12 protein-coding genes and 3 pseudogenes are annotated in these 13,279 nt (G+C 66.1%); 7 read left to right on the top strand and 8 right to left on the bottom strand.

The window, feature by feature from the left end; genetic code table 11:
* The 6 genes and pseudogenes from ABLE93_RS27065 to ABLE93_RS23425 all read right to left on the bottom strand — a co-directional run.
* Positions 1–966, bottom strand: coding sequence for an ATP-binding cassette domain-containing protein (locus ABLE93_RS27065; protein ID WP_510183075.1), 966 nt, complete (start codon positions 964–966; stop codon positions 1–3).
* Positions 963–2,033, bottom strand: coding sequence for an HlyD family secretion protein (locus tag ABLE93_RS23445; RefSeq protein ID WP_348842164.1), 1,071 nt, complete (start codon positions 2,031–2,033; stop codon positions 963–965). Before ABLE93_RS23445 ends, ABLE93_RS27065 begins: the two co-directional genes overlap by 4 nt.
* A gap of 146 nt (positions 2,034–2,179) precedes the next feature.
* Positions 2,180–2,608, bottom strand: a complete 429-nt coding sequence (locus ABLE93_RS23440) for a phasin family protein (protein ID WP_348842163.1) — start codon at positions 2,606–2,608, stop codon at positions 2,180–2,182.
* A gap of 170 nt (positions 2,609–2,778) precedes the next feature.
* On the bottom strand, positions 2,779–3,855 hold the full coding sequence (locus tag ABLE93_RS23435) for an ABC transporter ATP-binding protein (protein ID WP_348842175.1): 1,077 nt from the start codon (positions 3,853–3,855) through the stop codon (positions 2,779–2,781).
* Positions 3,855–4,484 (bottom strand): annotated as a pseudogene (locus ABLE93_RS23430) (FecCD family ABC transporter permease); the annotation flags it as partial. The pseudogene ABLE93_RS23430 and the gene ABLE93_RS23435, both read right to left, overlap by 1 nt.
* A 441-nt stretch (positions 4,485–4,925) precedes the next feature.
* Positions 4,926–5,321: pseudogene (locus tag ABLE93_RS23425) on the bottom strand (transposase); the annotation flags it as partial.
* Positions 5,322–5,421: 100 nt separating this feature from the next.
* On the opposite strand from ABLE93_RS23425, the gene ABLE93_RS23420 reads away from it, so the two are divergent.
* Both ABLE93_RS23420 and ABLE93_RS23415 read left to right on the top strand, forming a co-directional pair.
* A complete protein-coding gene (locus ABLE93_RS23420; RefSeq protein WP_348842162.1) occupies positions 5,422–5,742 on the top strand; it encodes a Spy/CpxP family protein refolding chaperone in 321 nt (106 codons plus the stop codon).
* A gap of 216 nt (positions 5,743–5,958) precedes the next feature.
* Positions 5,959–6,156, top strand: a pseudogene (locus tag ABLE93_RS23415) (helix-turn-helix domain-containing protein); the annotation flags it as partial.
* 17 nt (positions 6,157–6,173) lie between these two features.
* Here the strand turns inward: ABLE93_RS23415 and ABLE93_RS23410 are convergent.
* Positions 6,174–7,205 (bottom strand): IS1595 family transposase, encoded by a 1,032-nt coding sequence (locus tag ABLE93_RS23410; protein ID WP_348842161.1) that lies wholly within the window; start codon positions 7,203–7,205, stop codon positions 6,174–6,176.
* A 45-nt stretch (positions 7,206–7,250) separates the two neighbouring features.
* Positions 7,251–8,003 (bottom strand): ISAs1 family transposase, encoded by a 753-nt coding sequence (locus ABLE93_RS23405; RefSeq protein WP_348842160.1) that lies wholly within the window; start codon positions 8,001–8,003, stop codon positions 7,251–7,253.
* Here ABLE93_RS23405 and ABLE93_RS23400 point away from each other — a divergent pair.
* The 5 genes from ABLE93_RS23400 (at position 7,927) to ABLE93_RS23380 (ending at position 13,271) form a co-directional block, all read left to right on the top strand.
* Positions 7,927–8,886, top strand: coding sequence for a MaoC family dehydratase (locus tag ABLE93_RS23400; protein WP_348842159.1), 960 nt, complete (start codon positions 7,927–7,929; stop codon positions 8,884–8,886). The genes ABLE93_RS23405 and ABLE93_RS23400 overlap by 77 nt on opposite strands.
* Before the next feature lie 96 nt (positions 8,887–8,982).
* Positions 8,983–9,987, top strand: a complete 1,005-nt coding sequence (dctP, locus tag ABLE93_RS23395; protein WP_348842158.1) for a TRAP transporter substrate-binding protein DctP — start codon at positions 8,983–8,985, stop codon at positions 9,985–9,987.
* Positions 9,980–10,579, top strand: a complete 600-nt coding sequence (locus ABLE93_RS23390; protein WP_348842157.1) for a TRAP transporter small permease — start codon at positions 9,980–9,982, stop codon at positions 10,577–10,579. The genes dctP and ABLE93_RS23390 overlap by 8 nt, the downstream gene beginning before the upstream one ends.
* Entirely contained in the window at positions 10,576–11,847 is a 1,272-nt protein-coding gene (locus tag ABLE93_RS23385) for a TRAP transporter large permease (RefSeq protein WP_348842156.1), read from the top strand. Before ABLE93_RS23390 ends, ABLE93_RS23385 begins: the two co-directional genes overlap by 4 nt.
* Before the next feature lie 11 nt (positions 11,848–11,858).
* Positions 11,859–13,271, top strand: coding sequence for an MmgE/PrpD family protein (locus ABLE93_RS23380; RefSeq protein ID WP_348842155.1), 1,413 nt, complete (start codon positions 11,859–11,861; stop codon positions 13,269–13,271).
* The last annotated feature ends 8 nt before the right edge of the window (positions 13,272–13,279 follow it).

Below are 13,279 nucleotides of genomic sequence, written 5' to 3'. Positions count from 1 at the left end.
TCATGGGGTGGTCTTGCCGCAGCCGTTGGAGCCGAGGAAGCCGAAGATCTCGCCTTTCCCGATGCGGACGCTCACGTCGTCCACCGCGGTGAAGTCGCCGAAGCGCATGGTGAGGTGCTCGGCCTCGATGGCGACCTCGCCGTCCGCCCCCTCCGGGCGGGGCGGGATCACCACCTCTTGGTGCCCCTGCCGCGCCTCCTCCGGAAGCAGCGCGATAAAGGCGGCATCGAGATTGGCTGCCCCCGTCCTCTCGAGAAACTCGGCCGGCGTGCCGGTGGCGAGCACCTTGCCAGCATCCATGGCCACCAGGAAATCGAAGCGCGCCGCCTCCTCCATGTAGGCGGTGGCGACGATCACGCTCATGCCCGGCCGCCGGCTGCGGATGTCGTCGATCAGCTCCCAGAACTGGCGCCGCGACAGGGGATCGACGCCGGTGGTGGGCTCGTCGAGGATGAGCAGGTCGGGATCGTGGATGAGCGCGCAGCACAGGCCGAGCTTCTGCTTCATGCCGCCGGAGAGCTTGCCCGCCCGTCGGTGGGCGAATGGGGCAAGGCCGGTGCTCTGCAGCAACTCGTCGATCCTGCGCTTCCGCTCGGCCCGTCCCTGTCCGAACAGGCGGCCGAAGAAGTCCACGTTCTCGAACACCGACAAGGTGGGGTAGAGGTTCTTGCCGAGGCCCTGCGGCATGTAGGCGATCTGCGGGCAGGTGGCGCGCCGGTGCCGCGCGTCGGCCATGTCGCCGCCGAGCACGCGCACCTCGCCCTCCTGGATGATGCGCGCCCCGGCGATGAGGGACAGGAGGCTCGACTTGCCGACCCCGTCCGGCCCGATGAAGCCGACCATGCACCCGGCGGGAATCTCCAGGTCCACGGCGTTGAGCGCCCGGGTCTTGCCATAGGACAGGAAGACACCCTTCAGCGATGCGACCGCAGGATGGCCCCCCGGCGCACCCTCCGGCGGGCTCACTGGACGAGCCCCTGCTGGAGGCGCGCGGGCCACTTGGCCGCCGGATCGAGCCGCACATAGGCCATGCCGGGCAGGCCCGTCTTCACCTGCTGGATGTATTTCTTCAAGAGGTCGGGCGGGATCTGCGCCTTGATGCGGAACATGAGCTTCAGCCGCTCTTCTTCCGTCTCCACCGTCTTCGGGGTGAACTGGGCCACGTCCGCCACGAAGGTCGCCTTGGCCGGGATGACGTATTGGGGCGCGGCATCGAGCACGAGGCGCACCTCTGCGCCGAGGCCCACCCGGCCGGCTTGGACCGTCGGCAGGAAAAAGGTCATGTAGACGTCGCCCAGGTCGACGAGGTTGAGCACCCGCCCCCCGGCGGACAGCACCTCGCCGGGCTGGGCGACGCGGTACTGGATGCGGCCGGCCCGGGGGGATCTGAGGACGGCGTCGTTGATGTCGGCGGTGATGCTGTCGATGGCGGCACGGGCCGCATCGACAGCCGCTTCCGCATCCACCACCATGGCCTTTGCCGAGCTGATCCCCGCCTCGCTGGCCGCGAGCTGCGCCTGCGCTGCGCCGACCGCCGCCTTGGCGGCCTCCGCATTGGCCCGGTCGTCGTCATAGACCTGCTCGGAGACGGCGTTGGTCTTCACCAGTTGGGCCGAGCGGGCGAACTTGCGGTTGGCGGCGTCGAGCTCGGCCTCGCGCTGGGCGATGGTGGCCTGCGCCGCGCGGCGCTCCGCCTCGCGCTGGGTGACGAGGCTCCTGGCGGTGTCGATGCCGATCCGGGCCCGCTGGAACTGGGCCTCAGCCTGGCGGCGCTGGGCCTCGAGCTGCTCCGTGTCCATGTAGGCAAGCACCTGCCCGGCCTCCACGAAGTCGCCCTCGTTCACCAGGATTTCCCTGATCCGCCCAGGGATCTTGGTGGAGACGTCGATCTCGGTGGCCTCGATGCGTCCGTTGCCGCTGGCGATGCCGGCGGGCAGGTCGCGGCTGAAGAACGTCTGCCATCCGAGATAGCCCCCGCCGCCCAAGATCGCGGCGAGGACGGCGAACAACAGGAGTTTTCGGGCCAGGGTCATGGGCAGGAGGTCTTCCGTTGAGGGGCGCGCAGAGCCCATCGCGGTCCGCAACGGCCACGCCGACACAGCGACTGCGCTATGCGGCTGGAACGTGAGCGATCAGGCTGCGTGGGTGGCCCGGCGGAGCATGAGGCCGACCTTCAACGTCACGATGCGGCCGGGAGGCCTTTGCTCACCGCATCGGCGATCTGCCGGCCGCTCTCGAGGCTGGAGCCGACGGATTTCTGCACCAGCTCCGCCTGCGCGGCGAGAATGTCCGCGGGATTGTCGCATTGGGCGATCTTCGCCACATAATCCGCCTGGATCTGGAGCTGCCGCGCAGTGGCAGCGAGCAGCTGCTTCGATGCGGTCGAGTAGACGTTCAGCGGGCCTTCGGAGGCGATCTTCAGCCAGGCGACTTGAAAAGGCGCACCTTTCATAAAAATATCGACCAATGATTGCACGCCTGAGGTGTTGGCATCATTTGACATCGCAGATCTCCGTCCCATCGTCGGATGAGGCCTTCGTGGATACCCCAACTGCCAGAATTCGGCGAGCGAGCATTGATCTTGATCAACAATCGTTGACTGGAGCATGATACTCTACATAACATGAATTGAGTGCAATTGTTTTGTGGGAGAGGAAATGTCCGCCGGATCGGTCGTGCAGCCGACGGACGCGACGCGCGACCTGATCCTGGAAGCCGCCATCCTATGTTTCGCCATGCATTCCAACGAGGAGACGGGGCGAACACGAACTGGTACTTTCAGCCCGGACGCCGGGCGAACTCGGGCAGGCCGCTGACGATCTTCCCGGCGTCGCCGAGGGCGAAGACGAAGCTTTTGATCACCGGCACCGAGCCGACGGTGACGATGCGCTCCACCGGCTGCCGGACGGTGACGGCGCGTCCCGCCACGTCGGTGAAGGTGCGCTCCCCCGCCCCTGCCGTCCCGGCGAGGAGGCAGGCGGAAAGGCAGGAGGCGGCTAGCAGACGGATGGGTCGCATGGCTTGTTGGGTCGCATGGCTTGTTGGGTCGCATGGCTTGTCTCGCGGTGGGACCGCATGGTCGGGAAAGGGGATGAGGACCATGCGGGCATGCCTGCCGGTCTCGTGCGCGACCACGGCGACGGGCGCGCCGTAGAGGTCGCTCATGCGCTGCGAGGTCAGGACATCCTGCACCGGGCCGAAAGCAATCAGCCGCGCCTCCTTCATGAGGGCCGCCTTGCCGCCCAGGAACAGCGCGTGGTCCGGCGCATGAGTGGCACAGAGCACGCCATGGCCGTCCGCCACCGCGCTCCGGATGGCGTCGAGCACCTTGAGCTGGTTGCCGTAGTCGAGGCTGGCGGTGGGCTCGTCCAGCAGGAGGATCCGCGCCTCCTGCGCGAGCGCGCGGGCGATGAGCACGATCTGCCGCTCCCCGCCGCTGATGGCGGTGACCGGCCGTTCCGCGAGATGCGCCACGCCGAGTCGCTCCAGGGCGGAAAAGGCCATGGCGCGATCTTCGGCGCCGGGCATGGCGAGAAGGTCGAGATGGGCGGTGCGCCCCATGAGCACGAGGTCGCGCACCTTGAGGGGCTCGGCGTTCTGCGTCGCCTGCGGCACGTAGGCGACGAGGCGCGCGGCGGCGCGGCGGGACAGGCGCGCCACGTCCTCCCCGTCGATGCGCACCCGGCCCGCCTGCGGCCGCAGAAAGCCGAGGATCGCGCGCAGGAGCGTGGTCTTGCCGGCGCCATTGGGTCCGAGCAGCGACACCACCTCGCCGCCGGCGAGGGAGAAGTTGACGCCGTCGAGCACTGGCGCGCCACGCCTGCGCCGGAAGCTGAGGTCCTCCACCCGCAGCATCACGCGATGTCCTCCCGCTGGCGGTAGAGCAGAAGGGCGAACAGCGGCGCGCCGACGAGGGCGGTGACAATGCTGAGCGGCACCTCCATGGCGTCCGCACTGCGGCAGATGTCGTCCACCACGAGGAGGAACAGCGCGCCGAGGAGCGCCGCCACGGGCAGCGTTCGGTCGAAGCCGCCTCCGGCGACAAGCCGCGCCATGTGCGGCACGATGAGGCCGACCCAGCCCACCGTCCCCGCAAGCCCCACCGCCGCCGCGGTCATCAGCGTGGCGGCGAGCACGAGGGCGAACTGCACGAGCCCGATGCGCACCCCCATGACCCGCGCCTCCTCGGCACCCGATGCCAGGACCGTCACCTGCCAGCGCAGGGCCGCCACCACCGCCAAGGATGCCAGGATCAGGCCGAACGCCGGCGGAATGGCGCCGGGCGTGACGCGGTTGAGGCCGCCGAGCAGCCAGAAGGTGATGACGGGCAGCACATCCACTGGATCCGCAACGATCTTCAGGATGGAGAGGAGCGCGTTGAAGCAGGCCGCCACGATGATGCCCGACAGCACCAGCATGACCATGGACTGCCGCCGGATCAGCGTGCCGAGGGCGAAGCACAGACCGACCGCGAGGAGCCCCGCGGCGAAGGAAAAATATTCCCCGCTTCAATGTGTAGGGAATTTGCGAAAAGCGTGTCGTATTTCAAGGCAATAGCCGGGCCATTAGTCCCGACTGGAAGCCCGGAATCGGCAAAATTCCCTGCAAATTCCCGCGGGTCAGGGAATTTTAGCGGAGACGGGTTCGCTGCCGACTGCATCAACCGCCACGACTATAATACCTCCATAGAATGTTTGGGGCTTGCGCGCCGGGAGGGCGTTTCCGGGCGAGGGTGGCATTGCCAGGGTGTGCCTGAGCAGGCTTTTGATCTCGCGGTGCTATTTATGGCTTGCAGGCGCCATCAGCGGTGGTGAAGACCCCCTCGGGTGCCGGTCACGCATCCGCGGTGGAGAGACCCGGTCGGTACCGAAAGCGCCGCACATCACCCGTAAATGTCTCCCGAGGACACTTTATACCAACGGCCCTCATTTCTGACCGATGTGTGCCCAGTCGCGCATTCCGATCGATGTGATGACGTCCGGGCTGTCGACGAGGCTGCGCCAGGCATCGCAGGCGGCGTCGACGATGTCGGTGTAGGTCTCGAAGACGCGGTTGGAGAGAAAGTTCGAGCGCAGGTACTGCCAGATTTGCTCGACCGGGTTCAACTCCGGTGATCGCGACGGCAGGAAGATCAGCGTCACGTTCTTCGGCACCGTGAGCATTCCCGTGGTGTGCCATCCGGCGCGATCGAGCAGCAGCACGGCGTGCGCTCCTCGGGCGACCATGGTCGAGATTTCGTCGAGGTGCATCTGCATGGCGTCGGTGCCGATGTAGGGGAGCGCCAAGGCGGCGCCGACGCCACGCGCCGGGCAGATCGCGCCTGAAGCGCCGAGCACACCCTTGAGCTCGCCCGGTTCACAAATGCCCATGGGCGGCATGATGTCGACGATGGGTGCTGGCGGTATGCCCATGATGGGGATGATGACCGGGCACATCGAGGGCCGGTTGGCATTCCTGAAGACCGAGCTCAAGATCACCGACGTTCAGGAATCCAAATGGATCGTGTTCGCAGACGCCGTGCGAGCCAACGCGAAGGCGATGATGGGCATGCGCGACGATATGATGCAGGTGCGGGTCGTCGCTCTCCCGGTTCGCCTTGAGCGGATCGAGAAGGCTATGGCTCTATGCCAGGAATCGCTCCGGACAATTAAAGCATCGGTGGAGTCGCTCTATGCGAGCTTCAGTGACGAACAAAAGCGCGCCGCCGATCAGTTGATGGTGAGCCCGATGGGGCTGTTCTGAACGAAAAGTATTTGCGGGCAAGCAGAACCAATCGTCTCGCTGGAAGCTGGTCTGGCGAGCCACGCGCACAACGACCGCAGATTTCATAACGCGTCGTCGCCGAACCCATTTTGTAGCCCGGTGAGTGTTGTTATACCAACGGCCACGGCGGCTGACTCTTCCGGGCTTTTCGGCGGGTCGGATCGCTGATTCCATGGCGCGGGGAGGATTCGCGCCATGGCCGCTGCGGTGAAGCTTCGGACGGACTACTCGGCTTTGGACCTGCGGCGGCTCGCTGCGGCATCGAAGCACGCTAATCAGAGCCGACGGTTGTTATCGCTGGCGGCGGTGCTCGACGGGATGGACCGCGAGCAGGCGGCGCGGATCGGTGGGATGGATCGCCAGACCCTGCGCGATTGGGTCCATCGCTTCAACCAACCGTGCCTATCCGATTAAAGCATACAGCCGCTAAATGTAGGGTGCCGCCACTCTCCTGAATAAAGCGCGTCGAATGTAGGCGCGTCGACTTCGCCGGCGATCCCGAGCAACGAGCGGAAGGCGTTGAAGGGGTAGAAGCGCCGATTGAAACGGAAGGTGAACTCGTTGAGGTAGGCTTGCAGATGCTTCGCGCTGACGCCGTGATGGGTGCCGCTGAGCCAAGTCTGCAAGTTCGAAAAGACGAGATGGATGATGGGCAGAAATTCTTCGGCGACATCTGGATCGCCGCATTCGGCGATGGCGTGATGGTCGTAGCCGCGCTTCCGCAGGCTTGCATAGCCGCTCCAATCGTCCGTCACCGTGAGCGTTCCCGGCTCGACGACGCTCTCGACAAATCCGCAAAGCTGCTCGGCGCTCCGGTCGGACGCGACAGCAAGCCGGACACGCCCGGCGTAGCGCCCGGCGTAGCGCCCGTCCTTGCGCGTGTCCTGCGCGGTCCCCGGCTTACGATGACGCACTTCGACGGCGCAGGCCACGAGGACTTTGTGATGGACGCCCCGACCCTCGCCGCGCGTCCGTCCGCCGACCCACGTCTCGTCCACTTCGACATGTTGGCCGGACCGACCACCGATCCTGTCCTGGTTGGGCCGCACCATGGCCGCGCGGAGCTTGTGGAGAAGGCCAAAGGCGGTCTCGTAACGCGAGAGCCCAAGTTGGCGTTGAAACTGCACGGCGGACATGCCGGTCGTCTGGCTGGCGACGAGATAAGCGGCCCAGAACCATATGCTCAGCGGCGTATGGCTGCGTTCCATGACGGTCCCTGCCGTCAATCCCGTCTGGCGGCGGCATTTGCGGCAGGTCAGGACACCTGGCCGCGTGGCGATGCGGAACGGTTCGCCGACTTCGCGGCAATGCGGGCAGATGAAACCCTCGGCCCAGCGGGCCTTTTCAAGATAGCTGGCGCACGCCGCGTCGCTCGGGAAAAGCTGCTGGAATTCGGGAAGCGATTTCGGAAATGCGAGCGCGGCGCGGTCGAGAACGTCCATCGTAGCAACCGCCTCGTCCGATCGATGACAGATAAATATCTACATCTAGTGAGTGTATGCGTCAACCGGATAGGCACGCAACCAACAGGGGCCCGATGGACTGCGCGACATTCGCTCGAAGGGGCATCCACCCCGGCTGTCGGGCGCTTTTCGCAAGGCGTTGATGGCGGCGCGCTTGACGGCGGTGAAGTTGGCGGGCGCGTTCTTCTTTCGGATGCGGCAGTCGTCGTCGCGGAAATTGACGTCCAAGACCCAGTGCAGGGAGTTCTCGACGCCCCAATGAGCGCGGATGGCGCTGGCGAGCTTGTCGGCGTCGGCGGGCAGCGAGGAGATGTAGAAGCGCCTCTCCTGCTCCTTGCCTTTGGCCGTCTCGCGGCTGGAGACGATTGCCACGATGGAGCGCAAGCCCTTCCAGTCATGGCGCTGCTTGAGCCAGGCGATGTCCTCCACTGCGAACGCCTCGCGGATCTCCATGCGGCCGTGCTCGGCGTCGCAGCTTGACGCGCGCGAGACGGCGACATCCTTGAAGCCGCAGGCCATGTGCTCGGTGAACAGCAGTTCCACGTCGTCGCGCAGGGTTCCCTGATTGCCCTTGAGGCCGAGGACATAGTCGGCCCCCTTGTCGATGGCCTTCTTGGCGATCTTCTTCTGGCAGCCCATGGCGTCGATGGTGACGATCGCGCCCTTGAGCGCCAACAGGTCGAGCAGTTCCGGGATCGCCGTGATCTCGTTGGATTTCTCGTCCGTCGCGCGGGCGCCCAGCATCAGCTTCTGGACCGAACTCCAGGCCGAAACCATATGCACCGCGCCCTTGCCGCCCGCCCGGTCGAAGGAACAGCACCGCGCACAGCGTCAGAAGCAGCACCTCGTCGAGCGGATAGAGAACCTTGACCGACTGCCGCGGGTCGGCCAGCGCCGAAAAATGTCCAAGAAAATCAAGCTTTCCGCCCAGCCCCTCGGCTTCATCGTCAACCATCGTCACGCCTCCCGCGCCGCGAATCACGCAGGAGAGCCCGAATCACATTTCGGCTCGCGCCGCTACACGAAACTCATTCGATTGCCCTGCGGTGTTGCCGCCCGGCTGTTGACAAGCCCTCTGGCCTTTGCCATGTTTGTACGGACAACCGAACAAATAAAAAGACGACCAAAATGTCTTGGCGCGGGAGGTCATTTCGTGAAGAAAATCGGTGAAAAAAGGTATCGTGGAGAACTTGGCCGATACTACGAGGATTTCGAGGTCGGTGACGTGTATGAGCACCGGCCTGGCCGCACAATAACTGAGGCCGACAACATCAATTTCTCCCTGATGACCATGAACCTGCATCCCATGCACTGCGATGCGGCCTATGCGGCGAAGTCCGAATTCGGAAAGCCCCTGGTCAATAGCGGGCTCACGGTCGCCATCGTGCTGGGCATGACCGTGCCGGACGTGAGCGGCAAGGCCATCGCCAATCTGGGATGGGAATCCATCATGCTCACCGCCCCGGTCTTTCCCGGCGATACCATCTACGCGGAATCCGAGGTGCTGGATAAGCGGGAGTCCAAGTCCCGCCCCGGCGCCGGCATCGTGAAGGTGCGCACCAAGGGCGTGAAGGCGGACGGCACCGTCTTCATGACGTTCGATCGCTCGGCTCTCATCCAGAAACGCGAGGGCAACATCGATACTGAGGCCGGCTACTGACACGTCGGCGCCAAGGCAGATCCAAAGCAAGAAATGGAAAAAGGCCTCCATAATGGAGAGGTTTTTCTTGGAGATGTAAGAGGGAGATTCGCCAAGATGAAGATGCTCAGCCCGAAGTCCATTCTGATTGCCGGATTGACACTGGCCGCGCTGGCCGGCCCGGCGGCTGCGGCGGAGACGCTCGTGCTGCCGAACGAGGTGGCCGCGACTCATTGGAAGACCGACTATCAGAAGCAGTTCGGCGATCTGGTGAAGCAGAAGACCGGCGGCAAGATCGACGTGCAGGTCTTCCCCGCCGGCCAGCTCTATAATGAACAGGATGCGCTCGCCGCTCTCGGCACCGGGTCCGTGCAGATGGTCTGGCCCGTCTCGGTGCGCATCGAATCCATCGCGCCGCAGGCGGGCGTCCTGAACCTGCCCTTCGCGGTCAGCGACAAGATGATGACCAATGCCTGCTTCTCCAGCGGGTTGACGGAGATCATCTCCTCCTATGTGGAGCCGCGCGGCCTCAAGGTGCTCGGCCTCATGCGCACCGCCGACCTCTTCTTCATCTTCGGCAACAAGGAAGTGAAGAAGATGGACGACCTGAAGGGCACCAAGGTGCGCGTCACCGGCGGGCGCATCTTCCTTGACACCATGAAGCGGCTTGGCATCAGCCCCGTCTCCATGGCCGCCTCGGAGATGAGTTCCGCCATGTCCCAGGGCGCCATCGACGGTGTCTTCTCCTCGCCGGCCGGCTGGGCCGAGATGATCGGCATCAGCGGCAAGTATGGCTGGTACGTGCCGGGATTCCAGCTCGCCACCTATGCCGTGGTGGTGGACAACGCCTGGTTCAGCGGCCTCTCGCCCGATCTCCAGGAGGCGGTTTCCTCCTCCATCCGCGAGATTTCCGCGCGCGAGTGGGTGGAGGCCAAGGCGGCCGACGAGAAGCTCGTGGAGAAGATGAGGAGCCAGGGCGCGCAGTTCAACGTCGCCGACGATGCCGAGATCGCCCGCTGGCGCAAGCTCGCCGAGGAGGCGAACGCGCCCTTCGACAAGGCGAACCCCGGCCTTGTGGGCAAGGTCAAGAAGATGGAGGCGTCCTGTGGCGTGGGTGGCTGAAACCACGGGCGCGAAGCCCCCTTCCGCCGGGGCGGATGGGCCGCCCGCCGCCGCGCGCCGGCGCGGCAGCCTCTGGGGGCGGCTCGAATGCGGCCCGCTCCTGTCGCTCGCGACCCTGCTCGCGCTCGCAGCCACCGGCATCATGCTGATGGAGGCGTTCAGCCGCGGGTTCCTCGGCCACAGCTACTTCTGGGCCGAGGAAAGCGTGCGCTACCTGATGGTGTGGGCCTTCTTCCTCGCCATCGGCGCCACCGGGCGCAACGGCATGCACATCCGCACAGAGATGCTGGCGGATGCCTTGCCCCCGCGCGGCCGCTGGGCCTGCAACTTCCTGGCGAGCCTCGCCGGCGTGGTGTTCGCGGTGATCCTGTTCCTCGCCTCCATCCCCCAGGCGCAGCGCTATTACACCATGGGCATGATGACGGAATCGACGCTCGACCTGCCCATGTGGGCGCTGTTCCTCGCCATGCCCATCGGCGCGGTGCTGCTCGCCGTCTATTACGCCGGCTGCGTGGTGCGCGCGCTCAGGGGACAGAACCCGTTCGATCCGCTGCCTGAAGCGTCGGCGGACCGGCAGGGAGGCGCGGCATGACCCTCGCCCTCGCCTTGCCCGCAGCCCTGTTCTTCCTGGCCATCGGCAGCCATGTGGCGGTCGCCCTCGGCCTGGTGGCGGCGGCGCTGCTCCTCGTGTTCGGCGGCGTGCCGATCACCGTCATCTCCCAGACCGCTTTCAAGTCGGTGAACTCCTACTCGCTGATGGCGATCCCCATGTTCGTGCTCGCCGGCAACCTGATGATGCGCGGGCGCATCGCGGAGCTGATGATCGAGCTCGTCGGCTCCATCGTCCGCGCCGTGCGCGGCGGCCTCGCCCAGACGGTGCTCATCACCTCCGTGTTCTTCGCGGCGGTGTCGGGCTCCTCGGTGGGCTCGGCGGCGGCCATCGGCGGCTCCACGGTGGACGGGCTGAAGCGGGAGGGCTACCCGGTGCGCTTCGCCGCCGCCCTGGTGGCAGTGGGCGGCACGCTCGGCCTGATGATCCCGCCTTCCCTCGGCTTCATCCTGATCGGCTCCATCGTCGGCCTGCCGGTGGACAAGCTGTTCCTGGCCGGCATCCTGCCCGGCATCATGGAAGCCGTCCTGCTCATGATCGGCGTTGCGATCATGACCAAGCGGAACGACTTCGGGTACAAGACCGCACGGCCGGACTTCAAGGGCTTCACCAGCCGCCTGCCCATGGCCGCGCCGGCGCTGCTGATGCCGGTGCTGGTGATCGGCTCCATCTATTCCGGCTTCCTGACGCCGACGGAGGTCTCCGCCTTCGCCGCCGGCTATGCCGCGCTGCTGTGCCTGTTTGTCTACCGCACGGTGCGGCTCGGCGTCATGTGGGAGACGGCGCGGGAATCCATGCTGCAGACCACCATGATCTTCGCGGTGGTGATGGGCGGCAGCCTCGTCGGCTTCGTCATGGCGCGCATGGGCGTCTCCCAGGCGCTCATCGGCGCCCTGCACGCCGCCGGGACCAACCACTACGTGTTCCTGCTGGTGGTGAACGTGGTCCTCCTGTTCCTGGGCATGTTCCTGGACGGCATCGCCCTCATCGTGCTGACGGCGCCGCTGCTGTTCCCCGCCGCCGTCGCACTCGGCTCCGATCCCATCCACTTCGCCGTCATCATGGTGGCCAACGTGGAGATCGCGACGCTTACCCCGCCCATCGGCCTCAACCTGTTCGTGATGAGCGGCATCGCCCGCATTCCCGTGCACGAGGTGGCGCGCGGCGTCATGCCCTTCTTCGCGGTCCGGCTCACCGGCCTCGCGCTCATCACCTATGTCCCGGCGATCTCGCTGGCCCTGGTCAAATAAGAGGAAACGCCATGAACGACCATATCCGGATCGAGGCGGCCGAGCTCATTTCCCGCCGCCTCGCCGACTTCACCGAGGGGCTGGACGGGGCCGCCATTCCCGCGCAGGTCCGCGAGCGGGCCCGCTACCTCATCCTCGACGCGGTGGGCATCGCCCTCGCCTCCACCCAGTACGACTTCGCCCACCGCACGCTCAGCGCCCTGCGCGAATTCGGCGCGGGCGCGGGCGACGTCATCGGCCATCCCACGGTGCGCCTCGCGCTGCGGGACGCGGTGATGATGAACGGCTTCCTCATCCACGGCCTCGATTACGACGACACCCACACGGCGGGGATCATCCACGCGACGTCGAGCTGCTTCCCCACGGCCCTCGGCATTGCAGCGGAGACCGGCGCCTCCGGCCGTGACCTCCTCACCGCCTATGTGGTGGGCATGGAGGCGGCGACCCGCCTCGGCTCGGTCGCCAAGGGCGGCTTCCACCAGGTGGGCTTCCACCCGACCGGCCTCATCGGCGCCTTCGGCTGCGCGCTCGTCGCCGGCAAGCTGAAGGGCCTGACGGCGAAGCAGCTCGCCCACGCCCAGGGCATCGTGCTCTCCATGGCCTCCGGCAGCCTCGAATTCCTGCAGGACGGCGCCTGGACCAAGAGGATGCATCCGGGCTGGGCGGGTGTCGCTGGCATCACCGCGGCGGCGCTGGCGCGCAACGGCTTCCTGGGTCCGAAGGCGGTGTATGAGGGGCGGTTCGGCCTCTTTCCGAGCCATCTCGGCACCTATTTCGATCCCGCCAACCTCGCCCTCGCCACGGAGGGCCTGGAGGAGGTGTGGGAGGTGGAGAAGGTGGCGGTGAAGCCGCTTCCCGCCTGCCACTTCACCCATGCTTGCGCCGATGCCGCCGTGGCCCTGCGCGCGGCCCATGCCATCCGGCCCGAGCAGATCGCCCAGGTGCGCGCTTTGGTGCCGGCCGAGGTGGTGAAGACCGTCTGTGAGCCGGTCCACCACAAGAAGAAGCCGCAGAACAGCTACGACGCGCAGTTCTCTATCCCCTTCGCCGTGGCCTCGGGCCTGGTACATGGCCGCTTCGGCCTCGCCGAGCTGGAGCCGGATGCGCTCAACGACGCCACCACCCTCGCGGTGGCCCACAAGGTGGATTACGAGCCGGACCCCAACTCCGCCTTCCCCAAATACTATTCCGGCGAGGTGATCGTCACCCTCACCGACGGGCGCGAGCTGCGCCACCGCGAGCACATGAACCGCGGCGCCTCGGACAGCCCGCTCAGCGCCGCCGACATTCGCGCGAAGTTCGAGGAGAACGCCGGCATGGCGCTCGCCCCGGCGCATGTGGCGCGGGTCGCCGAAGCGGTGCTGGGGCTCGATGACGGAATCTCGGCGCGAGACGTGTCCGCGGTCCTCGCAGGCCGCGCGTGAGGGTGATG

Origin of the sequence: Xanthobacter pollutisoli (genome assembly GCF_040044995.1) — a bacterium.
GTDB lineage: Bacteria > Pseudomonadota > Alphaproteobacteria > Rhizobiales > Xanthobacteraceae > Xanthobacter.
Note: the sequence above shows the minus strand (reverse complement) of the source record. Positions and strands in the feature narration are given on the sequence as shown.